Raw genomic sequence first — 25,432 nt, forward strand, 5'->3', positions numbered from 1 at the left:
CCACCGGCGAGGTCATCGGTCCGTTCTCGCAGAGCATCGCGTCGCACGGCTCGAACAGGGCGGTAGCGTGATCGGCATGACGGCTGCAGGCGAGGCAGCAGATAGCGAAGCACTGGTCGGCGGCATGGCGAACGCGGGGGCGGTCTTCCGCCGGGGCGACCTTGTCGAACGCCCCGCGCCACACAACGCCCGCGCCCTCCATGCCCACCTTCTCGCGCTCAAAGAGCACGGCTTCGATGCGGCTCCAACCCCTGTCCGCCTTACGGCGGAGGGTCGCGAGCAGCTGACCTTCATCCCCGGGGACGTGGCACTGCCGCCGTTTCCGCGCTGGGTGCTGACGGAAACCGCCCTCGAATCGGTGGGGGACCTTCTGCGCCGTTTGCACCAGGCCGGCACGGCCATCGAGGTCGACCCCCACACTGGGTGGTCCGGAGAGCTCGCCGATCCAGCGGGGGGACCGCTGCTATGCCATAACGACGTGTGCCCGGAGAACGTCGTCTTCCGTGGTGGCCGCGCCGCCGCGCTGATCGATTTCGACCTGGCGGCCCCGGGCCGCCCCATCTGGGATGTCGCCATGACCGCCCGCTACTGGGTCCCCATGCTCGATCCCGCATCCGCGACCACCTTCCACCCCGACGGCCTCGATGCCCCCGCACGACTGCGGATCCTCGCCGACGGCTACGGCCTCTCGCCGCGGGAACGTGCGGAGTTGCCCAGTGTCATCGAACAGGCAACCGAGACATGCCGGGCCTTCGTCGCCCGGCGCGTCGCCAACGGTGACCCCGTCTACCTCCAAGCACTGGCCGAGCGCGGTGGTTGGGCTCGCTGGGACCGCATCCAGGCGTGGCTGGTGGCTCACAGAGATCTGTTCACGGCTGCCCTGCAGCGTTAACGCACTCAGAGGTTGAGAACAAGCTGAGGCCTTACCGCGTCTCGGCTGGCTCCAGGGGAGCCGGGCGGCGGAAGCTCGCGGCGAAGCGGGCGGCGGCCTCTTCGTCGCCCTCGACGCGCAGCGCCCCGTCGGCCGCGGCCTCGTCGAGTGCGCGGTCGCCGAACGCCACCGATCTCAGCGTGGCGACGTCGGTGACCAGTACCGCGTCCGGCTCGTCCGCCCCGCCGCGTTCGAGCCGCAACCGCCCGTCCGCGACCACGGCGCGGAAGCGGTCGTCGCCGAGGCGGAGCTCCCAGGTCCCGTCCCGGGCCGCGTCCGCGTCGAAGCTCGTCCGCAGCGCGAGCATCAGCGCGTCGGTGCTGAGCTCGTTGCCGGAGGTCCGCGGCGACCGGCTGCCCCAGCGGCCGAGGTGGAACAGCACCGGTTCCAGGCCGCGACCCCACTCCGTCAGCTCGTACACCCAGGTGGCCGCGGGCGGGCCGAGCCTGCGGCGGCGGACGACCCCGCCGGCCTCCAGCTCCCGCAGGCGTTGGGACAGGACGTTCTGGCTCGCCGTGGGCAGGCCGTGGCGCAGGTCGGTGAAGCGTTTGGGGCCGAACAGCAGCTCGCGTACCACGAGCAGCGCCCATCGCTCGCCGATCACATTGAGGCCGCGAGCGATCCCGCACGGATCGTCGTATCGCCTTTTGTCCGACACGGTTGCTACCTTATCCAGGATCATTTACTCCTAATTCAGGAGCAAGGTATGGATGCACTCGCTCAGGGAGACCTGCGTCTGCTGGACGACGAGGTGGCGCGTCGGCTGCTCGCCTCCACCGAGCTCGCCCGGCTCGCGTACGTGGCGGCGGACGGCACGCCCCGCGTGTTCCCGATGCTGTTCCACTGGACGGGGGAGGAGGTCGTCATGTCGACCTTCGCGGGCGCGCGCAAGATCGCCGCACTGCGGGCGCGGCCGGACGTCGCGGTCACCATCGACTCGGCGGGCCCGCCGCCCGAGGTGCTGCTGCTCCGCGGCCGGATGGAGGTCACCGACGTCGAGGGCGTCGTGCCGGAGTACGCGACGGCGCAGCGTCGTTACGCCGGCGAGGAACAGGCGGCGGCCGGTATCGCCGAGATCGATGTTCCGGGTCTGCGGATGGCCCGCCTCGCGCTCCGGCCGTCGTGGGTCGGGGTCCTCGACTTCCGCACGCGTTTTCCCGGCGGCACGACCGCCGGCGAGTTCCAGAAGAGAGGGCGCTGATGGCGACCTATGTCCTGATCCACGGTGCGGGCGACGCCTCGTACTGGCAGCGGCTCGTCCCTGAGCTGCGCGGGCGCGGCCATGACGTGGTGGCGCCCGAGCTGCCGAGCGACGACGACGCGGGCCTGGCCGGCTACACCGACACGGTCCTGTCGGCCATCGGCGACCGTACGGACCTGGTCGTGGTGGCGCAGTCGCTGGGCGGCTTCACCGGCCCGCTGGTGTGCGACCGCGTGCCGGTGCGGCTGCTGGTGATGCTCTGCGCGATGGTCCCCACGCCCGGCGAGACGGCGGGTGACTGGTGGGGCAACACCGGTTCCGACCAGGCCCGCCGCGAACAGGCCGTCCGTGACGGGCGCTCACCGGAGTTCGACGTGGTGGAGACCTTCTTCCACGATGTGCCGCCGGAGATCGTGGCGGAGGCGACGGCGCGTGAGCCGCGGAACGAGTCGGCCTCGATGTGGACCGACCCGTGGCCGCTGCAGGCGTGGCCGGACGTCCCGACGCGCTTTCTGCTGGGCCGCGACGACCGGTTCTTCCCGGCGTCGTTCCTGCGCCGCGTCGTACGCGACCGGCTCGGCATCGTCCCGGACGAGATGGACGGCGGCCACTGCCCGGCACTCAGCCGTCCCAAAGACCTCGCGGACCGCCTGGAGGCCTACCTCCTCGAAGAACCGGCCGGCTGACGGCTCTCGATCGGCGCCTCTAGCTCGGTGACCCACCTGCCGGGAGAGCCGGGCGGGCCCTCGAGGTGGAGCTCCCGCGCGTACGCGACGGCGCGGTGGCCGTGGGCGTCGATCCAGCGGGTGAGCGCCTGCTCGGTCGCGACGACCTCCTCCATCGGCCCGTGGTGCACGACCGTCGCCGCCGAGGCGACGCCCGCCAAGTCGGCGACCGTGAAGTCGTACGCGTCGTCGGGCTCCACGGCGACGGGGCGGACACGGTGCACGACGATCGCGCCGTCGGGTCGTGTCTCGCGGCGGTGCCGGTGAGCTCGGCCACCCGTATGGGCGGGCGCGGTTGAGCGTGCCGAGAGGTCGCATACTTCGACACTCGATATATATGTTCGTGATCACGCGAACGATGAGCGAGGCGACCTACTTCATTCTGGCGGCGCTGCTCGACGGCCCTCTCCACGGCTACGGCATCATCAAGCGCGCCGGTGAGCAGTCCGATGGCCGGGTGCGCCTGGCGGTCGGGACGCTCTATGGCGCGCTCGACCGTATGGCGGCGGGCGGCCTGATCGCGGTCGACCGGGAGGAGGTCGTCGACGGGCGGCCTCGCCGTTACTTCCGTGTCACCGACGACGGCGTCGCGGCCGTCACGAAGGAGGCCGCGCGGATGGCGGCTGCGGCGAGTCTCGTACGACTCCGGCCGGTGCACCCGTGAGCGCGGAGCGCTGGTACCGGTTGCTGCTGAGCGCCTACCCCGACGGTCACCGCGACGAGCTGCTCGGCACGCTGATCGAGACCGGTGCGGGCCGTCGCACGCCCTCGGCGCGGGAGAGCGTGGCGCTGGTGCGCGGCGCGTTCACCGCCCGCGTGCGGCGGCGGTCGGCCCTCCCGATCCGCTGGTGGGCCGACGGCCTTCATCTCGCGGCCCTGAGTCTGGCCGTCGCGGCGTTCGGCGATGCGGCACTGGGATCGCCGGGCGGGCCCGTACGATCCGCCGTGTACGCGCTGCTGGTCGTGGCCGTGCTGTACGGCCGGTTCCGGGTGGCGTCGCCGATCGCCGTGTTCGCCGCCGCGCAGAACAGCGTAGGCATCGTCCCGTGGATGCGCGTGCAGAGCGCCGACGTGCGATTCAACGCCTCGCTTTGGCTGCTGGCGGGCGTCGTAGCACATCGGCCGCGCCCTGTGTCAGGGTCGAGCGGCTATCATTCGGGTCCGTATGAGGCTCGTCGATGGCTCGCGTCCGCCGCTGAAAGGGCGCATCTCATGACTCTCACGACAAGGGGCGTCACCGCCCGGGTGTGGTGAGCGCGCGGTCGATCCGGGTGCGCACGCCCCGCGACCTGCACCGCTCCCGCCGGCGGCGTTCGCATCGCTGCTGGGACCATCTGATCGTCGCCCCGCTGTGGCCGCAGCACGGGGCCAACCTCGGCACCCTCCTCCGCACGTGTGACGCCGTCGGCGCCTGCCTGGCCGTGCCCCGGCTTCCGTGGGTGCCCGAGGCTCTCGCCCGCGGCGACACGCTGCGCGAGCGGGCCTGTGTGCACTGGGTTCACGGGCCGCTGCGGTGGCTGCGGAACCAGAGGGACACCCACGTCCTCGGTGTCGAGCTCGCCGAGGACGCGGTACGCCTCGCCGATCTGCCGATGGCCCGCCGCCGTACGGTCGCGGTGCTCGGGAACGAGCGGACGGGCATCCCGCCCGAGGCGCTCGACCTGCTGGACGAGGTGGTGGAGATCCCGATGATCGGTACGGGGGCGAGCCTGAACGTCGCGGTCGCGGGCTCACTCGTGCTGTACAAGCTGGCCGGGATGTCGTGAGCGCCGCCGGCTCGGGTTCTGCGTCGTACTGAACCCGAGCCCTGCCGTCGCTGTGGCGTCCATAACCGGGTATTCGGCTGATCTTGTCGACGTGGGGACGACCGGGAACGACGCCCTGGCGATGGCTGTGTAGTGGCCCGATAAGTGCCGTTGCAGTGCTACTCATTCCGCAGGCGCGCGGCGACTTCCTGGTAGTACTGCTCGGTCTTGATCTCTTCGGCGGACGGAGCGAGCGCGAGAGCCGACAAGATCATGACCGGGCAGGCGATGATCCAAATGATCAGAGGCCAGGCGAGCATCGAATTCTGCGCCCCTGTCGGCATCGGCGCCTTGGCGTCGAGCACCATGCTCGTCGCGGCCATTCCGGTGTAATGCATGCCGCACACGGCCAGTCCCATGATCGGTACCGCGAGCACCATCGCGGCCTTCCGGCGGACATTTCTTGTTATCCAGAGAGCGGCGGTCGCCGCGATGACTCCGATGGCCACGGAAAGCACCACGAGAGGGACGTTGTAACGGAGCGATCCCTGTACTCGCATTGACGCCATGCCCATGTAATGCATTGCCGCGACACCGCAGCCCGTGATCAGGCCGGCGGGCAGGAGCGTGCGCATTCCCGGCTTGCTGTAGCCGACCAGGAACATGCCGAATCCGACGATCACGATGGCGATGACGAGACTCACCACCGTCAGGGCGACATCCCACCTGACCGGGGAGCCGTGAACGGTGACTCCGAGCATCCCGGTGAAGTGCATGCCCCAGATTCCGGTCCCGCCGATCGACACCGCGGACAACGCCAGCCAGACGTTACGGGAGGCGCGGGTGGCTCCTCTCGCCTGAGTCGTGCAGATCAGGCCAAGGCCGCAGCCGAGGCAGGAGACCAAATAGGCAATGATAGGGATTTGCGTGCCATATTCCATGTGTCCCAAGGCGAGATTTACCTCCGAAATGATCGCTAACGGTCGACCGGCGCGCACGCTCCGTAGCGGCGTCAGCGATTGGCTACGTTAAGTCAGTATTAGTGTCGACGTCATATCGCCGACCACAGCGCCGCCTGATGGCGAAAAATGCGATCACACCTCAACACACCATCGGCATTCATTTCAACAGTGATCAACAGCTGGCCGTGGAGGGAATACGGTCCGTAACCGTGCTCACGTCCGAGGTGCGATCGCCGTGACTACAACGGCACTTGGCTGCTACCGTGCAGCGGCACCCGGGGGGATGTGCTCAGCCGAATACTCGGTTTCGGTCGTCTCAGGGACGGGCGGTCGTGACGACCTGAAGGGCGTGCGCGAACATCGACAGGGTGATGTGGCGGTACCAGGCGTCGTAGTGGCGCGCCTGGTAGTGGTCCAGGCCGGCGTCGTCCCGTGCGGCCCGGAAGCACTCCTCGATGGCCTGCCGCGTGCCGGCGACGGTGATGAGCTCGTTCAGAGTGGTGCGGGCCGGCCCGTAGCAGACGTAGTAGGTGAGCTCGCCGTCGCTCACGCGGCGCCGGGCCAGCAGCCAGTGGCCGCGCCCCGGGGCGTGCAGCGGCCGGATCGGCGTACGGACCTAGTCGTCGGCGCCCGGGCCGTGCGCGTCTTCGCCGCGGGAGCGGCGTCGCCACGCGCGGGCGGATAATGCGGCGATCAGCTCATCGACGCGCGACTCCCGCAGGCCCTCGGTGACGACCGTGTCGTCGCGGCCGGTCGCCACGACGTGGAAAACGTCCCGGCATTCCAGCCAATACCGCAGGTGGCCGGCCTTTCCATAGGTCTCGTCGGCGGTCAGCCATCGGAACGGCACCTCGGCGGCGATCGCCGCCGCGATCATGTCCTGCGCCTGACGCGATTTGGCCGCGAACCGCACCCGATCCGGAATTCCGGCAGTCCGGCGGCGTACCGGGTCATCGGCCCAGGATTCGGGCAGATACAGCTCCCGGTCGATCAACGCCCGGCCCTTGCCGGACGCGTACGCCAGGAATGTGCCGACCTGGCAGTTCTCCATCCGGCCCGTGGCGTCCGAGTACTGCCGCTCGACCCCCGCGGAGCCGGTGCCTTTCTTCGTGAATCCCGTGGCGCCGACGACCAGCGCCGCATTCACGTCGCCCAAATGCTCGACGACGTACTCGCGCAGGTCGTCACGCACGGCCGCGGCGTCCCAGACGGCCTTGCGCAACAACCTCTGCATCCCGTCCGGGCTCACCTCTCCAGCGTGTTCGGCGAGAGTCCATCCGTTCTTACGTTCCAGACCCGCCAGCAGGCCCCGCAGATACGCGAACGCCCGGCGCCGCGGCTCCGCCCTTCCGAACCGGTGCCCGAGACGTTCATAAAGCTCGTCGAGCCCGGCGACCTCCACGCTCACGAACAAGATTTTTCCGGTCGATGAGCGATCACGCGAATCGAATTGCGCGACACGGTTCGCGGATTCTCCGTTCGTTTTCGCTTCGCACCGTTGACGAGGGTGAACGGCGGGCGAGGAGGCCGCCGGGAGACACGGCACTAGACTCCGGGCATGAGAGCAGCGGTCGCGATCGTCACCGATTCCACCGCCTACCTGCCGGAGGACGTCGTCTCCGCGCACGACGTGACGGTCGTTCCGCTCCAGGTCGCGGTCGGCGGTGACGTCCGCGAGGAGGGCCGGGGCCGTACGACGGCGGGCGGGCCGCGCGACTGGCGGGCGCTCACGACCTCGCGGCCCTCTCCTGAACGCTTCGGCCGCGCGTACGAGGCGGCGGCCGGCGCCGGCGCGCGGGCGGTCGCCTCCGTGCACCTTTCCGGCGAGATGTCGGGGACGGTGGACAGCGCCCGGCTCGCCGCGGATGACGCGCCGATCCCCGTCCGGGTGGTGGACAGCCGTTCGATCGGGATGGGGCTCGGGTTCGGGGTGATGGCGGCCGCCGAGGCCGCCGCGTCGGGCGCCGGCCTCGACGAGGTCGCCGACGCCGCGATGCGCCGCGTGCGCGCGACGCGTTCGCTGTTCTACGTCGACACCCTGGAACACCTGCGACGCGGCGGCCGCATCGGCGCGGCGGCGAGCCTGCTGGGCTCCGCGTTGATGATCAAGCCGCTGCTGCGCATCACGGGCGGGCGGATCGCGCCGCTGGAGAAGGTGCGGACGACGTCGCGTGCGCTCGCCCGGCTGGAGGAACTCGCGGTCGAACTCGCCGGTGACCGGGAGGTCGACGTGGCCGTCCAGCACGTGGCGGCGTCCTCGCGGGCCGCCGCCCTCGCGGCGCGGCTGCGCGAGCGCATCCCACGCCTGTTCGAGCTGTACGTCGGCGAGGCGGGCCCGGTCGTGGGCGCACACGTCGGTCCGGGGATGCTCGGCGTGGTCGTCTCGCGACGGCAGTTCTGAACCGGCCCGCCCTAGAATGTCGCGATCACGGGGAAGTACAGCTGGCGGTCTCGATGATCGGGACGTACGGGGGTTATGACGATGAGACCTCTGCGGCCGGAGGACCCACGAGAGATCGGCTCCTACCGGCTGGTCGGCCGGCTCGGCGGCGGAGGCATGGGACAGGTGTTCCTCGGCCACTCGCCGGGCGGGCGGCCGGTCGCGGTCAAGGTGCTGTTGCCGGGGCTGGCGGCCGACGACGGCTTTCGCCGCCGTTTCGGCCAGGAGGTGGAGGCGGCTCGCCGCGTCGGCGGCTTCCACACCGCGCCGCTGGTCGACGCCGACCCGACCGCCGACCCTCCGTGGCTGGTCACCGCCTACATTCCCGGCCCCTCACTGCGCGAGGCGGTCGAGGCGCATGGACCGCTGCCGCCACGAAGCGTCCTGGCACTGGGCGCCGGGCTGGCCGAGGGCCTGGCCGCGATCCACGCCTGCGGGCTGGTGCACCGGGATCTCAAGCCCGGCAACGTCATCCTGGCCGTCGACGGTCCGCGGATCATCGACTTCGGCATCGCTCGCGCGATGGACGCCACGGCGATCACCGCCACCGGTTCGCTGCTCGGCACGCCGGGCTTCATGTCCCCCGAACAGATCCATGGCAGCGGCGATCTGGGACCCGCCAGTGACGTATTCGCCCTGGGATCCGTGCTGACCTTCGCCGCCACCGGCCGAGGGCCCTTCGACGGAGGATCGACCGCGTCGATCGGCTACCGGATCCTCCACACCGAGCCCGACCTGGGCACCCTGTCCTCGCCGGTGCGGGAACTCGTCGCCGGCTGCCTGGCCAAGGATCCCGCGGCCCGGCCGCTCGTCGCCGACGTCCTGCGCGAACTGTCCGCGTCGGCCGACAGGCCCGGCGGCTGGCTTCCCCCTGCGGTGACGACCATGGTCGCGGAGCGGAACGCCCCTCTCGGCGGGGACGCGCCGTCCGGGTCGAGAGCACCCGCCGACGGCCCTGTCGCCGACCGGGGCACGCTCGAGTGGACGCCGCCCGGCCACGGCGACGAGGGGCAGCGGCCTCTGTGGCCGTCCGAGTCGGCCCAGTGGCGGCAGCAACCGCCGCCGCCCTACCCGACCTGGCCGGGCGGGGCGCCGTCCCGCGGCGCCGGGCCGGTACGCGCCATCGTGGTGGCCGGGGCGGCCCTGGCGCTGCTGGCGGTGGTGGGCATCGTCGCGTTCGCCACGACACGGGACACGGACGGCTCTGGAGACCGGCGGAAGAACGTGACCGGCACCGCCAGCCCATCCGCGCCGGGCGTTCCGGCGCTCTCGCCCGGTACCGCCGCCGCGGTCGCCGGCAACTGGCGGGGGACCTACACCTGCCTGCAGGGCGTGACCGACCTCGAACTGGTGATCCGGCCGGTGACGACGGACGGCGGGCTGGAGGCGACCTTCAGCTTCTCCGCCCATCCGGGCAATCCGTCCGTCCCGTCCGGCTCGTACGCCATGCAGGGGACGTTCGTCTCCCGGGACCTCGAACTCCGAGGCGTGCGCTGGATCGAGCGGCCGGGCGACTACCTCATGGTCGGGCTCAGCGCCGACGTGCCGGAAGACCACCCCTCCCGCATCAGGGGAAGGGTGGTCTCCGAGACCGCCGGGTGCACGACGTTCTCCGTCGACCGGGAATGAACCGGCGTTCGATCAGAGCGATTTCCAGAAGCCGCAGTGGTGCTCGCTCGACAGATCGGCCCGCATGTCCCCGCCGGTGTTCAGCGACCGTACCTCCGTGCCGGTGAAGCGCGGCCAGGTCACCGTGCCGCCGCCGTTCGGGTCGCCGGTGTGCGCGAAGTCGGTCCAGTAGCGGATCATCTGGTCGGACAGCTTCCGCTGGTCGGCGTTCAGCGGGGTGCGGAACTGCTCGTCGTCGAACAGGTACTGCAGCTCGGCGGCGTGGAACGCGCCGGTCGGGAAGCTCGGCGAGGATCCGTCACTGGCCCACGGCGCCTTCGCGTCGGCGAACTCGTACGCGTAGGTGGGCACGCGCGTGCTGAGCAGCCGGTCGGTGTCCAGCGCGGTGCAGGCCCACGCGGAGTCGGTCCAGACGGTGGAGAGGGCCACGCTCGGCGACTCGTACGCGTCGACCGGGTACTCCTTCAGGACTTCGGCGGCCTTCTCCGGGCCGAAGAAGTCCTGCAAGTCCTGCCGGTAGTCGGCGTCGGTGACGGTGTGCCCGGTGAAGGTCTCGATGGCGGCGACGAACGTACGGTGCTCGTCGCGGGTGGTGCCGTGGATCACCGGGACGCGGTTGAAACGGCCGGTGGCCAGCGCCGTCTTCGGAGACAGCGGCAGCACGCCGCCGTCTCCGGCCGCCGGCCCGTACCCCTGGCCGCCGTCGGAGGCGTCGAGCAGTTCGGCCACCGACTTGCCGCGCAGGCAGGCGACGGTGTCCTGCTCGCAGCCGAGCTTGGCGGCCACCGCCTCGCCCTGCTTCTGCGCGGTGGCTCGTGGCCGTACGACCCAGTTTCCCTCGGGGTAGGGCCACTCGGACGCCATCGTGCACGGGCCGCTCTGCACGATCGCGCGGCGGAACAGCCCGGCCGAGGCGGGGGAGGCCAGGTGCGCGCAGGTGCTCGCGCCGCCGGCGGACTCGCCGAAGAGCGTGACGTTGCCCGCGTCTCCGCCGAACGCCGCGGCGTTCTTCCGCACCCAGCGCAGCGCGGCCTGCTGGTCCTCGATGCCGTAGTCGCCCGACTTCTCCCGCGCGCCGTCCAACGCAGGGTGGTCGAGGAAGCCGAACACGCCCAGCCGGTAGTTGAGCGTGACGACGACCACGTGGCCCTCAGTGGCCAGGCGCTCGGCGCCGTACAGGCTGCCGGAGCCGGAGTAGAAGCCGCCGCCGTGGATCCAGAACATGACGGGAAGCTTCTCGCCGTTGCTGTTCGCAGGAGTGGTGACGTTGAGGTAGAGGCAGTCCTCGTCGTCGCTGGCCGCGTCGCCGAGGAACCCGGCGGTCTGCGGGCACGAGCTCCGCGGCTCGGTGGCCGCCCGTACGCCGGACCAGCGCCGGGGCGGCTGCGGGGAGGTCCATCGCAGGTCACCGACGGGCGGCGCGGCGTAGGGGATGCCGTCGAACTGGCGGTACCCGTCGCCGACGCTGCCGCGTACCGCCCCGTCGCTGACGCGGACGACGGCGGGGTCGCCGTTTCCCTGGTCGGCGCGGGCGGCGCCGGTCAGCCCGGCGGCGAGCGCTCCGGCGATACAGGCGGTGGTCACCAAGCGAACGGACGTCTTGGCGCGGGCGGCCCGCCGCGCCGTCGAACTGCCTGGCTTTTGCTTCATGAGGAACCCCTCGGTTTCATGCCGGATCAGGTAGGCATGACTCTCCGGCACCCGGCGGCCGGTGTCAGTGGGCCTGAACCCTGGTGAGGGGTGGACCTGTCACCACCCGTGCTCGTACGCGTGGGGATCGGGGTTGTCCACAGATCGCGTTCGGCCTGTCGCTCTGTGTTCCGGCGGATTAGCTTCTCGGGCCATGAAGCATCCGATGGATCCCTCCGCGCTCGATCGGCTTCGTGAGGCGTTCCGGCCGCCGCGGTCGTTCGGCGGCGGGCCCGTGCCGCCGCCGCAAGGCCCTCCCGCGGCGGCGTTACGCGCCTCGCCTGACAGCCCTGATGACGCCGGCCGTCCGCGCCTGGATCCGGGCCTGCCCGGGGTGCGGGTGCTGGCACTGGCCGCGCTGCTGGCCGCCCTGGTGGCGGGTGCCTGTTTCTGGTGGTCACGCCCCCGGCCGCGGCCGGCCCCGGCACCCGTCGTCCGGCCCGCCGCCGCGTCGCGGGTCGCCGCCACGCCCTCGCCGGCCTCCGCCCCGCTCGTCGTCGACGTGGCGGGGAAGGTCCGTCGTCCCGGCGTCGTCACGCTGCCCGCCGGGTCCCGGGTCATCGACGCGATCAAGGAGGCGGGCGGCGTCCGTTCCGGTGCCAGGACCGGCACCCTCAACCTGGCCCGCAAGGTCGTCGACGGCGAGCAGATCCTCGTCGGCGTCACCGCCACGCCCGCGTCCGGGTCGTCGCCGGGTGCTTCGGCGTCGTCCGTGCCCGGCGCGCCTCTCGACCTGAACGCCGCGACGGCCGGGGAGCTCGACCAGCTGCCGGGCGTGGGGCCGGTGCTGGCCCAGCGCATCGTCGACTACCGCACCCAGCACGGCGGGTTCCGCTCGGTCGATGAGTTACGGCAGGTGTCGGGCATCGGCGAGGCGAAGTTCGCCGACGTGAAGGGCCTCGTCCGCGTATGAGCACCCCGCCACCGGACGATGAGCTCCCGGCTCTCGCTGCGGGCGAGGCATCGGTGGGCGAGCACCCACCCCCCGTTCCCGCCGGTACGGGTGCCGGCGGCGGACCGTGGGCGGCCGTGGAGGACGTACGCCGCGTCGCCGGGCCGGACCTGCGGCTCGTCGGTCCGGCCGTCGCGGCCTGGCTGGCGGCGCTGGTCCTGCTCGCCGCGAGCCCGGCGGTCGCGTACCTCGTCGCCGCCGCCTCGTTGACCACGGCCGTCGCGTTGCTCGTCCGGCCGGCGCCGGCGGACGCTCGCCGCCGACCGGCGGGCGGGGTGCGCACGGCCTCGGCGGCCGTCCTGATCTGCGTGGCCGCCTCCGCGCTCGGCGTCGGGTCACGGCTGGCCGCCGTCGGATCCGGGCCGGTACGCGGACTGGCGAAGCGGGGGGCCACGGCACGCCTCGACGGGGTCGTGACCGGCGACCCGAGGGCGGTCGTCAAGACCGGCGCGGTCCACCACCGCGAAACGGTGATCGTCCCCGTCCGCGTCGAGCAGGTCGGCAACCAGCGGGTACGGGTGCCCGTCCTCGTGCTCGCCACGGCCCCGGCCTGGAAGGGGCTGCTGCCGAGCCGTCGCATTCGCTTCACCGCCCGCCTGACGACGCCGGAGCGGAGTGAGCTCCTGGCGGCCATCGCCCTGGTGCGCGGCCCGCCGACGACATTGGGGGTGCCGTCGTCGCCCCAACGCGTGGCCGGGGTCATCCGCCTGCGCCTCCGAGCGGCGGCGAGCCACCTGCCGGGCGACCAGCGCGGCGTGCTGCCCGGCCTGGTCGACGGCGACACGTCGCTGCTCCGGCCCGACCTGGCCGACGCGTTCGAGAAGGCCGGGCTCACCCACCTCATGGCGGTCAGCGGTGAGAACCTCTCGCTGGTTCTGGGCGCCGTGCTCGGCCTCGGCCGGTTCGCGGGCCTGGGGCGGCGGGCGGGTCCGCTGCTCGCCGGCGCCGCCATCGTCGGGTTCGTCGTCCTGGCCCGTCCCTCACCGAGCGTGCTGCGCGCCGCCGTGATGGGCGGCATCGCACTGATCGCGGTGGTCGGCGGACGCGAGCGCCAGGGCGTGCCCGCGCTGTGCGCCGCCGTCCTGGTCCTCGTCCTCGCCGATCCGGAGCTGGCCCGGTCGTACGGCTTCGCGCTGTCGGCGTCGGCGACGGCGGGCATCCTCGTGCTCGCCCCGGCGTGGCGCGATCGGCTCAGCAGGCGGATGCCACGGGGCCTCGCGGAGGCCCTCGCCGTGTCCACCGCCGCGCATCTCGCCTGCGCGCCCCTGCTGGCGATGCTCGGCACCGGAGTCAGCCTGTCCGCGATACCGGCCAATCTCCTCGCCGCTCCGGCCGTCGCACCCGCGACGCTGCTCGGTGTCCTGGCCGCGACGGTCGCGCCGTTCTCGCTCGGCGTCGCCCGTCTCATCGTGTGGCCGGCGGGCCTGGCGGTCGGCTGGATCACGGGCGTCGCCCGGTTCTTCGCCTCGATGCCGTACGCGGTGATCGGATGGCCGGCCGGCCTCACCGGCGTCGCGCTCCTGCTCGCCGCCGTGGTGGTGGGCGCGCTGGTGTTCCGCCGGCCGATGGCCCGCGGGATCGCCGCCGCGGTCCTGGCGGGCGTCGTGCTCGTCGCGGTCGGAACGCACGTCCTCGCGCCGTCCTGGCCACCGCGCGGCTGGCTGTTCGTGGTCTGCGACGTCGGTCAGGGCGACGGCCTCGCGCTGTTCACCGGCCCCGGGCAGGCCGCCGTCGTCGACACGGGTCCCGACCCGCTCGCGATGGACCGGTGCCTGCGCGACCTCGGCGTCCACACCGTTCCGCTGCTGGTCCTCACCCATCCGCACGCCGACCACATCGACGGCCTGCCCGGAGTGCTGCGCGGCCGGGCGGTCGGCACCGTCGTGATCAGCCCGGACAGCGACGGCGAGGAGCGGCACCTCCTCGCCGGCCGGACACCCCGCACGGCCGGTATCGGCGACGTCTGGACCGTCGGCCCGCTCACCCTGTCCATGCTCGGCCCGCTCAGCACTCTGCGCGTGACCGCGCGCGACACCGGCACCACGGTCAACAACGCCAGCGTCGTCATGCTCGCCCGCTGGCCGGACCTCAGCGTCATGCTCTCCGGCGACGTCGAGATCGAGGCACAGCGCGAGCTCCTGGCGGCCGGAGTCCCGCCCGCCCAGGTCCTGAAGATCCCGCACCACGGCTCGTCACATCAGGACCCCGCCTTCCTCGCCGCCGTGCGCGCCCGGGTGGCGATCGCCTCCGTCGGGGCGGACAACGACTACGGCCATCCGGCGCCGTCGACCATGTCCACGCTCACCCGCCTGGGCGAGCGTGTCTACCGCACCGACCGCGACGGCGACGTCGCCGTCATCGGTTCGCGCGCCGGCCCCACCGTCGTGACCCGGAAGAACAGACCATGACCGGCCGATGCGGCGCGGCGCCGTCAGAGGTCCTTGGCGACCTCCGCGACGATCTCGTACGAGCGGCGGCGGGCGGCCGGGTCGCCGATGTTGGTGGAGACCATGAGTTCCTGGGGCCGGGTGCGTTCGAGCAGCGCCAGCAGCCCCTTGCGGACCGAGTCCGGGCCGCCGACGATGTGCGACTCGGTGAACGTCGAGATCGCCTCGCGTTCCTGCGGCGTGTACTCGTAGACCTGTGCCTCCTCCGGCGTCGGCAGCAGGCCCGGGTTGCCCGAGCGCAGCCGCAGGATCGACAGTCCCTGCGGGGCGGCGAGGCGGTGCGCCTCCTCGTCGGTGTCGGCGGCGAACACCGCCGCGGTCACCATCGCGTACGGCCGGTCCAGGCCACCGGCCGGTTGGAAGCTCGACCGGTACAGCTCCAGCGCGGGATCGGTGAACCGGGCGCTGAAGTGGTGCGCGAACGCGAACGGCAGGCCCAGCACGCCCGCGAGCTGCGCGCTGTACCCGCTGGAGCCCAGCAGCCAGACCTCCGGAGGGTTCTCTCCGGTGGGCACGGCGCGGATCCGCGGGTACGTGCCGTCGAGGAACGCCCGCAACTGGGCCAGGTCTTCGGGGAACGCGTCCGCGCTCAGGTCGGGGCTGCGGCGCAGCGCGTACGCCGTCGCCTGGTCCGTGCCCGGCGCGCGGCCGATGCCCAGGTCGATACGGCCCGGGTGCAGCGCCTCCAGCGTGCCGAACTGTTCCGCCACGACCAGCGGCGCGTGGTTCGGCAGCATCACGCCGCCCGAACCCAGCCGCAGAGTCGTCGTGGCCTCCGCGAGATGTGCGATGAGGACGGCGGGGGACGAACTGGCGATACCGGGCATGCCGTGGTGCTCGGCGACCCACAGGCGGTGGTAGCCGAGCCGCTCCACCACCGGGGCCAGATCGACGGACGCCCGCAACGCCTCGGCGGGGGTCGTCGCCGTGCTCACCGGCACGAGGTCCAGCACTGACCAGCGCACATCACTGAATTCGGCCATATAACACGTAACCGGCGGCACCTAATGGCGATTCCCACCATCCCGGACGAGAACGTGCGAGATCCGCGCGAGCCCGTTCCAGGAGCCCAGCCCGGATTCGATCGGGCATTATTGGACGATGAGCCGAGAAGCGTCCGGCGCCCACGGACCCGAGGGGCTATTGCTCCACACTCTGCGGGCACCGCGTTGGTTGTACCGCCGCGACCTGGGTTTCCTTCTCGGCAAACGCTTCCTCTACCTGGCCCACCAGGGACGGCTCACCGGGCTCCGCCGCGAGACCGTGCTGGAGGTCGCCCGTCTCGACCACGAGACCGGCGAGGTCGTCGTGGTCGCCGCATGGGGAAACCGCGCCGACTGGGTGCGCAACGTCCGCGCCGGCCGCGCGCTCGAACTGCGTATCGGCCACCTCCGCTTCGCCGAACCCGAACACCGCTTCCTACCCGCCGAGGAGTGCCGCTCCCTCCTCATCGCCGTCCGCGAGGCCCATCCACTCGGCTGGCGACTGCTGACACGCGTGTTCCCACTCCCACCCGACCCGAAGAACGACGACCTCGGCTCCGTACGCGCCATCGCCTTCCGCCCCCACGTCCCAGCCAACGCCGGCTGACCACACCAACACTGAAAGCCTGCCCTCCCGCACGTCCGACGGGTGGTGTGCGCGGCCACTCGTGGTGGTGTGTCGGGGGTGGCCATGTCGGTGGAATCACCGCCCGGCTGGTGGTTCGCCTGGCCGACGGGTGGTGTGCGCGGCCATCCGCGGTGGTGCGCCGGGATTGGTCACGTCGGTGGCGCCATCGCCCCGCTGGTGTTCCGCGACCGCCTTGCGGGTGTTCCGCCACGATCCGGACGCCGCGCAGCTTGGCGGCGCCACCGCCTCCGCGGGCGCTCTGCCGCCGCATTGCGCCGCGATCCTGACGTCGCGCAGCACAGTGCCGCCGCACAGGGCTCAGCGGAGCACGGCCGGTGCCACCCGGCGGTGCCTGCACCGGGCCGTCCTGGCCATCGCCGTTCCCCGAAGCGGCCGTATCCCGGCCGCAGGCGGGGCGGTGGTGTTCCGGTTCGCGGCGGTGGCGTCCGCGTTGCCAGGTGGCGTGGGACGGAGGCGGGCGCCATCGAGGTCGTCTCCCGTACGACGCTCTGTTCCCGGAAGCTCCCGTGCTGCTACCCGGCGGGGCGGCTATGCGTCGGCGACCGGCTGTGGCGGCGTACCCGGATTCGGGGGGCTGCGGCGGCGTATTCGGTTCCTTCTGTCGCCGGGCGTCGGTCGAAGTCGCCGGTACGGCGCGGAGGATCGTCGTGGCATGGGATGCTGCAAGCGTGTCCTCCGAACGTCTCACACTGATCGTCGGTGACGAAGAACTGCTGGTCGACCGGGCGGTCGCCGACGTGGTCACCGCCGCACGCGCGCGCGAGTCCGATGTCGAGGTGCACGAGTTGACTCCGGCCACGCTGAGCCGCGGTGCGCTCGCCGAGTTGACGTCGCCGTCGCTGTTCGGCGGGGGACGGGTCGTCGTGCTCCGCTCCGCGCAGGACTTCGGCAAGGACTTGATCGCCGAGATCGGTGCGTATGCCGCGAACCCGGCCGACGACATCGATTTCGTCGTCGTGCACGCGGGCGGTGTCAAGGGCAAGGCGCTGGTCGACGCCCTCACCAAGGCGGGTGCGCGCAAGGTCACCTGTCAGAAGATCACCCGGCCGGGGGAGCGGGTCGCCTTCGTACGGGCCGAGGTTCGCCGGGCCGGCGGCAGCATCGGCGAGGACGCCGCCCGCAACCTGCTCGACGCCGTGGGCAACGACCTTCGTGAGCTCGCCAGCGCATGCAGCCAGCTCGTCGCCGACACCGGCGGCAAGGTCGGCGACGCGGCGGTCGCGCGCTATCACCGCGGACGCGCGGAGGTCAGCGGCTTCAACGTCGCCGACCGTGCGATGGAGGGCAAGCTCGCCGACGCGCTCGAACAGCTGCGCTGGGCCCTGGCCACGGGTGTCGCCCCGGTCCTGATCACGAGCGCGCTGGCCCAGGGCGTCCGCTCACTGGCCAAGGTCGGCGGCGCCCCGCGTGGGTTGCGCGGCGCCGGGCTCGCCAAGGAGCTGGGCATGCCGCCGTGGAAGGTCGACCGCGTACGGCAGCAACTGCGCGGCTGGACACCGGAAGGCGTCGCGCAGGCCCTCCAGGTGGTGGCCGAGACCGACGCCCAGGTGAAGGGCGCGGGCGCCGACCCGGCGTACGCTCTGGAAAAGGCGATCAACCAGATCGTCGTCGCCCGCGGCACGCGCTGACGCGCCGTCGCGCGGCGTGGTGCCGGGCCAGGGCGGGTGAGCGCGCATGGACGGGCTGTGGGAGCCGGCGGCGGAAGGACCGGAGTTCCCGGTCGTCTGGCGTGGGTACGACCGGCGGCAGGTGGACGAGTACGTACGGAGCCTGACGAGTGACGAGACCGCCGGACCCGGGCTCGACGGGCCGCCACCGGTGTTCGACGTGGTGTCCCGCGGGTACGACCGGCGGCAGGTGGATGAGTACGTACGGATGACCGGTGGTGCCGCCGACCCCGGAGTCTGCCTGCCGCGGCCGAAGTTCGACGTGGTGCTTCGCGGTTATGACCGGCGGCAGGTGGATGAGTACGTGCGGTCGGCCGGTGGGGCCGGGACCGACGGTCCGCCCGTGTTCGATGTCGTACTCCGCGGATACGACCGGCGAGCGGTCGAGCGCTATATCAATGAATTCGGCCGCTAGGCGGCGTTCGCGATAATCGGTTTACCGCCGAACGGGTCATGTCGCAGTCTGGTGCGATGAAAGTCATGACGGAACCGCGCCTCGGAGTCGATTTCGGCCGGGTCATCCACGGCGGCGCGGCGGAATCAGGGGAAGCGGACACCGTCTTCCTCGACGGAGACGCCGAGGAGGCGATGCGATCCCCGGCCACGGCGGGCATGTTCGAGACCCTGCCCGGACTGGTCGACCGGTTCGGCGGCCGTGTCTGGGTGATATCAAAGTGCGGCGAACGCATTCAGCGACGCACGCTGGAATGGCTCGACCGCCACGACTTCTACCGGCGCACCGGAATCGCGCCGCGGAACGTTCGTTTCTGTAGAAAGCGCGCCGACAAGGCCGGCCACTGCGCCGAACTCCGCATCACCCACATGGTCGACGACCGTCTCTCGGTCCACACGGCCCTGCGAGGGCTCGTACCGCACCTGTACCTGTTCGGCCCCCAGCCGGCCACCCCGCCCGACTGGGTACACCCGGTCGCCACCTGGGCCGAACTCGACGAACAGATCACCGCCTCCTGGGCCGCCAGACGCTGAGCCGACGCCACCGCACGGTGAGGGGGGCCGGGCCGACCGCGCGCACCGAGCGGCGTCCGCACGGTGACCGTGCTGGGTGGACGACGGTCGCGGTCGGCTGGAGCGACCCCACGACGATCTTGCGGCTGGCAGGTCGGTGAGCCGACGGCGGTTTGAGGGCGGCCGATGGGCTGACGGCGATCTGCAGGCGGCCGGCCGGCGATGTGTGCGGCGGGGTGTCGAGGTGTCCGGGGCGATCACAGGATCGGCACGGCTGGGGCGACCGACACGCGATCTTCAAGCGGCGTGCGCCCGGCATCGCGGCGGCCTGGGACGTTCGCGCGATTTGGTCGTGACCTTGGCTCCGGACCGCTCACCGCTGTCCAGCTTCGCGCGCTGCCATGGCCGAGGTCGTACCGACGACCTGCGGGAGGCGCCCGGCACGGCGACGAGGAAACCCACCGTCAGCGCGACCGGCGAGGCCGGCGCGACACTGCCGGCCGCCGCCCGCCACGAGCGGCTCGACGCCGACGCCCTCCGCGCACGGATCGCGGTGGCGCGAGCCGGACGCGGGCCTGTGGGAGCAGGACGTCGCCGAACAAGTGATCGCCGGGCCGGGCGGCGATGGTGATCAGCGGGCGGGTTCGCGGCGATCCGGGCGAACTTGTGGGGGCGCCCTTGAACCGGAGGTGGGGGTGCGGCGAAGTCTTTGGACAGCACAACGACGCCGCGCCCGGTTGGGGCGCGGCGTCGGAGAGCCTTCGAACCTTACTTGGCCTGCAGCGCGGCGGCGCGCTTGGCGATCGCCGACTTGCGGTTGGCGGCCTGGTTCTTGTGGATGACGCCCTTGCTGGCGGCCTTGTCGAGCTTGCGCAGTGCGATGCGCAGCTGGGTGTTGGCCGCGTCGGCGTCGCCCGACTCGGCGGCCTCACGGAACTTGCGGATCTCGGTCTTCAGCTCCGACTTGACCGCCTTGTTGCGCAGGCGAGCCTTCTCGTTCTGCTTGTTCCGCTTGATCTGGGACTTGATGTTCGCCACGAAAGAAGCCTCAGGTATGAAGTCGATGGGATGGGGCGCGGGACCTAACGCGCCCACACGCAGTGGGACAGCCTACCAAGCCCTAACCCAACGCCCAAACCGAACCGGAATCCCAGCGCCGGGCCAGCCAGCCGGTCGCGCTCTCAGCGTACGCCCGCTGGTAGGCGCGGATCGTCGGGAGCCCGGGCGGGGCCGGGCGGCGGCAGTGATCGGCCAGGAACCCGGCGAACGCGCACAGCAGCGCGTCCACGCCCTCGCGGGGCGCGCCGGCGTCCGCGAGGATCTCGTCGGCGGCCGGATCGTCCACCTCGACCAGCAGGAGCGCGAGATCGACCCAGGGCGCGCCCGTGCACGCGTGGGCCCAGTCGACGACGTGCACGCCGCCGGAGCGATCGAGCAGCACATTGTCCGCACGCAGGTCGAAGTGGAGGAGCGTGTCACCGTCCGCGTAGCCGCTCCACGACTCCTCCAGCGCGGCGAGCCGGTCGAGGCGCCGTGACTCCCAGGGACCCAGATCCGGCGGCGGGTCCGCGGCGAGCGTCCGCCAGCCGGTGAACGCGGCGTCCATCTTCTCCACCACGCGGGGAAAGCCGTCCGGTGCCGGCGTCAGTGCTCGCGCCATGGCCGCGACCGCCGCCACGACCCGGTCGAGCTCGGCGCGGCGCCACGGCAGCGCGGGCGTACACCCGTCGACGTCCTCGATGCCGAGAACCACCCAGTCACCGTCATCATGGCTCCAGAGCAGGCGCGGCGCGGGCACGGCGGCCGGCAGCGCGGCGAGCGTACGGACCTCGCCGCGATGCAGGTCGGGGGAGACGGGATTGATCGACGACGCCACCGCCTTGACGAACAACCGGCGCCCGTCCTCCAACAGCAGCCGCGCCGCCACACCGGGCGAGAACCCGCCCCGCTGGTCGGCCGCCCGCACGACGACCGCCCCCGCGCGCTCCTCGACGACCGACCGGACGTGCGCCGGAAGATCGGCCCAGGCCGGCCGCGGACCGGCGGCAGGTGGAGGCGAAGCCATGGGCGAATCCTCGCCAATCCCCGCCGCCCCCTCAACGGGATTTCCCGCGTGGCCGCGCGCTCGGTGCGCGCCGGCGCTCGGCGGGTAGAGCGCGCGAGGCCCTGCCCACGGGTGCCGGGGCCGGGTCTCGGGTGGGCGCGGAACCGAGCATCGCGTGCGGCATGGGACCATGGAGAACGCTAGATCCATCACTTCACGAGGACGCCGGTGCCGCCCGTACCGAACCAAACCCACACCGATCCCGCGGTGATTCGCAACTTCTGCATCATCGCGCACATCGACCATGGCAAGTCGACGCTCGCCGACCGCATGCTGCAGCTCACCGGTGTGGTCGAGGAGCGCCAGATGCGCGCGCAGTACCTCGACCGCATGGACATCGAGCGTGAGCGCGGCATCACCATCAAGAGCCAGGCCGTGCGCCTGCCGTGGAAGGACTACGTCCTCAACCTCATCGACACGCCAGGGCACGTCGACTTCTCCTACGAGGTCTCCCGGTCGCTGGAGGCATGCGAGGGCGCGGTGCTGCTCGTGGACGCCGCCCAGGGCATCGAGGCGCAGACGCTCGCCAACCTCTACCTCGCGCTCGAGGCGGACCTGCACATCATCCCGGTCCTCAACAAGATCGATCTGCCGGCCGCGCAGCCGGACAAGTACGCCGCGGAGATCGCCGGGATCATCGGCTGCGACCCGTCGGAGGTTCTACGGGTCTCCGGCAAGACCGGTGAGGGCGTCGCGGAGCTGCTCGACAACATCGTCGCGACCGTGCCGGCGCCCACGGGCGACCCCGACGGGCCGGCGCGGGCGCTGATCTTCGACTCGGTGTACGACACCTACCGCGGCGTCGTCACGTACGTGCGGGTGGTCGACGGGCGCCTGTCCCGGCGCGAGAAGAGCCTGATGATGTCCACCGGCGCTGCGCACGACACGCTCGAGGTGGGCGTGATCTCGCCCGAGCCCAAGCCGGTCGACGGGCTCGGGGTCGGTGAGGTCGGGTACCTCATCACCGGCGTGAAGGACGTGCGTCAGGCGCGCGTCGGCGACACGGTGACCAGCGCCAGCCGCAGGGCCGAAGAGTCCCTCGGCGGCTACCGCCACCCCCGGCCGATGGTCTTCTCCGGCCTGTACCCGGTGGACGGCGACGACTACCCCGAGTTGCGCGACGCCCTCGACAAGCTGCGGCTCAACGACGCCGCGCTCGTGTACGAGCCGGAGACGTCACTGGCGCTCGGCTTCGGATTCCGCTGCGGGTTCCTGGGCCTGCTGCACATGGAGATCGTCCGTGAGCGGCTGGAACGGGAGTTCGACCTGTCGCTGATCTCCACCGCGCCCAACGTCGTGTACCGCGTCGTGATGGAGAACGGCGAGGAACACCGCGTCACCAACCCCAGCGAGTTCCCCGAGGGCAAGATCGCCTCGGTGTACGAGCCGGTCGTCAAGGCCACGCTCCTGTCGCCGAGCGAGCACATCGGCGCGATCATGGAGCTGTGCCAGGGCCGCCGCGGCGTGCTCCTCGGCATGGACTACCTGTCCGAGGACCGCGTGGAGATCCGCTACACCCTGCCCCTCGCGGAGATCATCTTCGACTTCTTCGACCAGCTGAAGTCCAAGACCCGCGGCTACGCCTCGCTCGACTACGAGCCCAGCGGCGAGCAGGAGTCCGACCTGGTCAAGGTCGACATCCTGCTGCAGGGCGAGTCCGTCGACGCGTTCAGCCAGATCGTGCACAAGGACAAGTCCCGCGAGTACGGCCTGATGATGACGGCCAAGCTCAAGGAGCTCATCCCGCGCCAGCAGTTCGAGGTGCCCATCCAGGCCGCGATCGGCGCACGGATCATCGCCCGCGAGAACATCCGCGCCATCCGCAAGGACGTCCTCGCCAAGTGCTACGGCGGTGACATCTCCCGTAAGCGCAAGCTGCTGGAGAAGCAGAAGGAGGGCAAGAAGCGGATGAAGACGATCGGCCGTGTCGACGTCCCGCAGGAGGCCTTCGTCGCCGCCCTGTCCACCACCGCCGCGCCGGAGAAGGGCAAGAAATAGCGCGTCGCCCGGCCGGGTTGTCGTCTGTCACACGTCGACACGAAGGTGGGATCCGAACATGGAACTGGGCCGCATCGGCATCTGGGACGTCGGGCTGCGCAACGAGGACCCGCGCGCTGCGGGCGAGATCCGCGAGGCCGCCGCGGAGCTGGAGGAGCTCGGGTACGGCGCGATCTGGCTCGGCGCCAGTCCCGGTGTACGCCACGCGCGCCCGGTCCTGGCGGCGACCTCTCGTATCGTCGTCGCCACCGGCATCCTGAGCATCTGGGACTACGAGGCCGCGGAGGTGGCCCAAGAACAGGCCTCCGTCGACGCGGAGTACCCCGGCCGCTTCCTGCTCGGCCTCGGCGCCAGCCACGGCGCCCTGGCCAAGGACTACTCCAAGCCGTACTCCACGATGGTGGACTTCATCGACCGTCTCGACGCCGCCGGGTCGCCGAAGTCCGGTCGGGTGCTCGCCGCGCTCGGACCCCGGATGCTCGCGCTGTCGCGTGACCGCGCCGCGGGCGCCCATCCGTACCTCATCACGCCCGAGCACACCGCCACGGCCCGCGAGGTCCTCGGGCCGGACCCGCTGCTGGCCCCGGAGATGAAGGTCGTCCTCGACACCGACCCCGAACGCGCCCGCGCCACCGCGCGCGGCCGCCTCGCGGGCTACCTCGGCCTGCCGAACTACACCACCAACCTGCGGCGTTTCGGCTTCACCGACGACGACTTCCGCGACGGTGGCAGCGACCGGCTGGTGGACGCGACGTTCGCCTGGGGCGACGTGACGGCGATCCGCGAGCGGATCGAGGCGCACCGCGAGGCCGGCGCCGACCACGTCGTCCTCCAGGTCGTGACCGGCGAGGACGGATCCCTGCCGCGGGCGCAGTGGCGAGAGCTCGCCGACGGGCTGGAGCTGCGACAGCACGGCTGAGCCGCGCGTCAGACCGGATCAGAGGACCTGTTCGGTCGGCCGCACGAGTATCTCGTTGACCGCGGCGTGGCGAGGCCGGGTCACCATGAAGACCACGGCGGCCGCGATGTCGTCCGGTTGGAGCAGGCCGTAACCGGTGGGCCTGGTCGCGTCGGGCGCGTGCGCGCGGCCGCCGGTGGTCAGCTCGGTGACGACGACGCCCGGTTCGACGAGCCCGGCGCGTACGTGGTGCTCGGCGAGTTCCTGCCGCAGGGCCTCGGAGAAGGCGCCGACGGCGTGTTTGGTGGCCGCGTAGACGTTGCTCATCGGGCCGGGCACTCTGCGTCCCGCGGCCGAGCTGATGGTGACGATGTCGGCGACGCCCCTGCGGTGGCCGGCGGCGGCCCGGGTCAGGTACGGCAGGGCCGCGTGGGTGGTGTTGAGGACCCCGTTGAGGTTGACCTCGACGGTGCCGTGCCAGTCGGCCAGGTCGGCGGTGAGGGCGGGCCCCCACGTGCCGCCGCCGGCGTTGTTGACCAGGATGTCGATGCCGCCGCAGTCGCGGGCCGCGGCGTCGATCGCGGTGCGGACGGCGTCGGCGTCGGTGACGTCGGCCTGGTAGACGTGGGCCCGGCCGCCCGCACGCGCGTCGACGGTCTCGGCGAGAGCGGCGAGCCGGTCGCGGCGCCGGGCGAGCAACGCGACGGTCGCCCCTTCGGCGGCGAGCGCTTGCGCGACCGCGGCGCCGATGCCGCTCGACGCGCCGGTGACGACTGCTGAGGTGTCGCTGAGCACGGTATTCAGCCGATCTGTCGGTTCTTCGGTCGGGTGGGCTCGCCGGTCGTGGTGCGGCGAGCCGGACAACATCCTGGAACGAGGTTCGGTGTTTTTGCGTCACACGGGGGTAGACACGCCGTGCTCGCGGTTCGACGGGGAGGAACATTGGACGCTGCCATGGCAGGGCGGGGAGTTCGCCGTGACGACTCACCGCGCGATGCGGACGGCGGCGCCGCGGGGGACACGGCGCCGCGCAGCACCATCACCCTGCCGGGCGTCGAGCGTTCGGTGGCGAACGGCCGCCGGTTCGTACGCGAGACGCTCGGGTCGTGGCATCCCGCTCTGGAGAAGGTCGCCCTGGGGGTGAGCGAGCTCGCCACCAACGCGATCGTGCACACGCCGAGCGGTGACGGGGGACAGATCACCATCGGCCTGTCCGCGTACGGGGAGGTCGTCCGCGCGGAGGTCACCAACGACGGCGCGACGGCGAGCAGGCCACGGCTCCGCCGCGACGCTCAGTCGGAGAGCGGCCGGGGCATCCTGATCGTCGACGCGCTCGCGGAGGCCTGGGGCGTGATCGAGCGCTCCGGGCGTACGACGGTGTGGGCGGAGTTCCGCGGCGCGTCCTGGCGGCTTCCGGTGCCCGGCGTCTGACCGGGGCCACGGCGC

Annotated in this window: 26 protein-coding genes and 1 pseudogene; 18 read left to right on the forward strand and 9 right to left on the reverse strand. The window is 71.8% G+C overall.

Annotated elements, in window-relative coordinates:
• Positions 1-76 precede the first annotated feature (76 nt).
• Positions 77-892 (forward strand): phosphotransferase, encoded by an 816-nt coding sequence (locus ACQEV1_RS17205; protein ID WP_285618863.1) that lies wholly within the window; start codon positions 77-79, stop codon positions 890-892.
• Positions 893-923: 31 nt separating this feature from the next.
• On the opposite strand, the gene ACQEV1_RS17210 is transcribed toward ACQEV1_RS17205, so the two are convergent.
• The gene (locus ACQEV1_RS17210; protein WP_433394690.1) at positions 924-1,589 is read right to left on the reverse strand and encodes a winged helix-turn-helix transcriptional regulator; all 666 of its coding nucleotides are present in this window, start codon (positions 1,587-1,589) and stop codon (positions 924-926) included.
• Between the two features lie 48 nt (positions 1,590-1,637).
• Here ACQEV1_RS17210 and ACQEV1_RS17215 point away from each other — a divergent pair, with 48 nt between their 5' ends.
• Complete coding sequence (locus ACQEV1_RS17215) at positions 1,638-2,132, forward strand: pyridoxamine 5'-phosphate oxidase family protein (RefSeq protein ID WP_433394691.1); 495 nt, start codon at positions 1,638-1,640, stop codon at positions 2,130-2,132.
• Complete coding sequence (locus ACQEV1_RS17220; RefSeq protein ID WP_433394692.1) at positions 2,132-2,818, forward strand: alpha/beta hydrolase; 687 nt, start codon at positions 2,132-2,134, stop codon at positions 2,816-2,818. Before ACQEV1_RS17215 ends, ACQEV1_RS17220 begins: the two co-directional genes overlap by 1 nt.
• On the opposite strand, the gene ACQEV1_RS17225 is transcribed toward ACQEV1_RS17220, so the two are convergent.
• Positions 2,791-3,081, reverse strand: a complete 291-nt coding sequence (locus ACQEV1_RS17225) for a hypothetical protein (RefSeq protein WP_433394693.1) — start codon at positions 3,079-3,081, stop codon at positions 2,791-2,793. The genes ACQEV1_RS17220 and ACQEV1_RS17225 overlap by 28 nt on opposite strands.
• 134 nt (positions 3,082-3,215) lie before the next feature.
• Between ACQEV1_RS17225 and ACQEV1_RS17230 the strand changes: the two genes are divergently transcribed.
• From ACQEV1_RS17230 to ACQEV1_RS17240, 3 genes are read left to right on the forward strand one after another with little or no spacing between them, the layout of a single operon-like run.
• Positions 3,216-3,521, forward strand: a complete 306-nt coding sequence (locus ACQEV1_RS17230) for a PadR family transcriptional regulator (protein WP_433394694.1) — start codon at positions 3,216-3,218, stop codon at positions 3,519-3,521.
• Complete coding sequence (locus tag ACQEV1_RS17235; RefSeq protein WP_433394695.1) at positions 3,518-4,111, forward strand: hypothetical protein; 594 nt, start codon at positions 3,518-3,520, stop codon at positions 4,109-4,111. The genes ACQEV1_RS17230 and ACQEV1_RS17235 overlap by 4 nt, the downstream gene beginning before the upstream one ends.
• Complete coding sequence (locus ACQEV1_RS17240) at positions 4,108-4,623, forward strand: TrmH family RNA methyltransferase (protein ID WP_285580698.1); 516 nt, start codon at positions 4,108-4,110, stop codon at positions 4,621-4,623. Before ACQEV1_RS17235 ends, ACQEV1_RS17240 begins: the two co-directional genes overlap by 4 nt.
• Positions 4,624-4,781: 158 nt before the next feature.
• Here ACQEV1_RS17240 and ACQEV1_RS17245 read toward each other — a convergent pair whose 3' ends face one another.
• Positions 4,782-5,543: an MHYT domain-containing protein gene (locus ACQEV1_RS17245; RefSeq protein ID WP_433394696.1), complete on the reverse strand. Its 762-nt coding sequence runs from the start codon at positions 5,541-5,543 to the stop codon at positions 4,782-4,784.
• A 337-nt stretch (positions 5,544-5,880) separates the two neighbouring features.
• Positions 5,881-6,972 (reverse strand): annotated as a pseudogene (locus ACQEV1_RS17250) (IS701 family transposase).
• A 150-nt stretch (positions 6,973-7,122) separates the two neighbouring features.
• Here ACQEV1_RS17250 and ACQEV1_RS17255 point away from each other — a divergent pair.
• On the forward strand, positions 7,123-7,965 hold the full coding sequence (locus ACQEV1_RS17255; RefSeq protein WP_433394697.1) for a DegV family protein: 843 nt from the start codon (positions 7,123-7,125) through the stop codon (positions 7,963-7,965).
• An 81-nt stretch (positions 7,966-8,046) separates the two neighbouring features.
• Entirely contained in the window at positions 8,047-9,633 is a 1,587-nt protein-coding gene (locus ACQEV1_RS17260; protein WP_433394698.1) for a serine/threonine-protein kinase, read from the forward strand.
• 12 nt (positions 9,634-9,645) lie between these two features.
• Here the strand turns inward: ACQEV1_RS17260 and ACQEV1_RS17265 are convergent, their stop codons facing one another.
• The gene (locus ACQEV1_RS17265; protein WP_433394699.1) at positions 9,646-11,283 is read right to left on the reverse strand and encodes a carboxylesterase/lipase family protein; all 1,638 of its coding nucleotides are present in this window, start codon (positions 11,281-11,283) and stop codon (positions 9,646-9,648) included.
• Between the two features lie 193 nt (positions 11,284-11,476).
• Between ACQEV1_RS17265 and ACQEV1_RS17270 the strand changes: the two genes are divergently transcribed.
• A complete protein-coding gene (locus tag ACQEV1_RS17270; RefSeq protein WP_433394700.1) occupies positions 11,477-12,235 on the forward strand; it encodes a helix-hairpin-helix domain-containing protein in 759 nt (252 codons plus the stop codon).
• The gene (locus ACQEV1_RS17275; RefSeq protein ID WP_433394701.1) at positions 12,232-14,682 is read left to right on the forward strand and encodes a ComEC/Rec2 family competence protein; all 2,451 of its coding nucleotides are present in this window, start codon (positions 12,232-12,234) and stop codon (positions 14,680-14,682) included. Before ACQEV1_RS17270 ends, ACQEV1_RS17275 begins: the two co-directional genes overlap by 4 nt.
• Positions 14,683-14,705: 23 nt before the next feature.
• On the opposite strand, the gene ACQEV1_RS17280 is transcribed toward ACQEV1_RS17275, so the two are convergent.
• Entirely contained in the window at positions 14,706-15,704 is a 999-nt protein-coding gene (locus tag ACQEV1_RS17280; protein ID WP_285617421.1) for an LLM class flavin-dependent oxidoreductase, read from the reverse strand.
• A 118-nt stretch (positions 15,705-15,822) separates the two neighbouring features.
• On the opposite strand from ACQEV1_RS17280, the gene ACQEV1_RS17285 reads away from it, so the two are divergent.
• The 5 genes from ACQEV1_RS17285 to ACQEV1_RS17305 all read left to right on the forward strand — a co-directional run bounded on the left by ACQEV1_RS17285 (position 15,823) and on the right by ACQEV1_RS17305 (position 19,617).
• Positions 15,823-16,311, forward strand: a complete 489-nt coding sequence (locus tag ACQEV1_RS17285) for a nitroreductase/quinone reductase family protein (protein WP_285617420.1) — start codon at positions 15,823-15,825, stop codon at positions 16,309-16,311.
• Between the two features lie 710 nt (positions 16,312-17,021).
• Positions 17,022-17,981, forward strand: a complete 960-nt coding sequence (gene holA / locus ACQEV1_RS17290) for a DNA polymerase III subunit delta (RefSeq protein ID WP_433394702.1) — start codon at positions 17,022-17,024, stop codon at positions 17,979-17,981.
• 46 nt (positions 17,982-18,027) lie between these two features.
• On the forward strand, positions 18,028-18,435 hold the full coding sequence (locus tag ACQEV1_RS17295) for a hypothetical protein (protein ID WP_433394703.1): 408 nt from the start codon (positions 18,028-18,030) through the stop codon (positions 18,433-18,435).
• Between the two features lie 65 nt (positions 18,436-18,500).
• Complete coding sequence (locus tag ACQEV1_RS17300; RefSeq protein ID WP_433394704.1) at positions 18,501-19,007, forward strand: hypothetical protein; 507 nt, start codon at positions 18,501-18,503, stop codon at positions 19,005-19,007.
• Between the two features lie 331 nt (positions 19,008-19,338).
• Positions 19,339-19,617 carry a hypothetical protein gene (locus ACQEV1_RS17305; RefSeq protein WP_433394705.1) on the forward strand — a complete coding sequence of 93 codons (279 nt, stop codon included), beginning with the start codon at positions 19,339-19,341 and terminating at the stop codon, positions 19,615-19,617.
• Positions 19,618-19,754: 137 nt separating this feature from the next.
• On the opposite strand, the gene rpsT is transcribed toward ACQEV1_RS17305, so the two are convergent.
• A complete protein-coding gene (rpsT, locus tag ACQEV1_RS17310) occupies positions 19,755-20,024 on the reverse strand; it encodes a 30S ribosomal protein S20 (protein ID WP_285580676.1) in 270 nt (89 codons plus the stop codon).
• A gap of 82 nt (positions 20,025-20,106) precedes the next feature.
• Positions 20,107-21,051 (reverse strand): phosphotransferase family protein, encoded by a 945-nt coding sequence (locus ACQEV1_RS17315; protein WP_433394706.1) that lies wholly within the window; start codon positions 21,049-21,051, stop codon positions 20,107-20,109.
• 207 nt (positions 21,052-21,258) lie between these two features.
• Here ACQEV1_RS17315 and lepA point away from each other — a divergent pair, with 207 nt between their 5' ends.
• The gene (gene lepA, locus ACQEV1_RS17320) at positions 21,259-23,088 is read left to right on the forward strand and encodes a translation elongation factor 4 (protein ID WP_285617408.1); all 1,830 of its coding nucleotides are present in this window, start codon (positions 21,259-21,261) and stop codon (positions 23,086-23,088) included.
• Positions 23,089-23,146: 58 nt separating this feature from the next.
• The gene (locus ACQEV1_RS17325; RefSeq protein ID WP_433394707.1) at positions 23,147-24,007 is read left to right on the forward strand and encodes an LLM class F420-dependent oxidoreductase; all 861 of its coding nucleotides are present in this window, start codon (positions 23,147-23,149) and stop codon (positions 24,005-24,007) included.
• Between the two features lie 18 nt (positions 24,008-24,025).
• Here ACQEV1_RS17325 and ACQEV1_RS17330 read toward each other — a convergent pair whose 3' ends face one another.
• The gene (locus ACQEV1_RS17330) at positions 24,026-24,781 is read right to left on the reverse strand and encodes an SDR family oxidoreductase (RefSeq protein ID WP_433394708.1); all 756 of its coding nucleotides are present in this window, start codon (positions 24,779-24,781) and stop codon (positions 24,026-24,028) included.
• A 159-nt stretch (positions 24,782-24,940) separates the two neighbouring features.
• Between ACQEV1_RS17330 and ACQEV1_RS17335 the strand changes: the two genes are divergently transcribed.
• The gene (locus ACQEV1_RS17335) at positions 24,941-25,417 is read left to right on the forward strand and encodes an ATP-binding protein (RefSeq protein ID WP_285617403.1); all 477 of its coding nucleotides are present in this window, start codon (positions 24,941-24,943) and stop codon (positions 25,415-25,417) included.
• Positions 25,418-25,432 lie beyond the last annotated feature (15 nt).

Source organism: Actinoallomurus sp. CA-142502 (assembly GCF_050936355.1).
Taxonomy (GTDB): domain Bacteria; phylum Actinomycetota; class Actinomycetes; order Streptosporangiales; family Streptosporangiaceae; genus Actinoallomurus; species Actinoallomurus iriomotensis.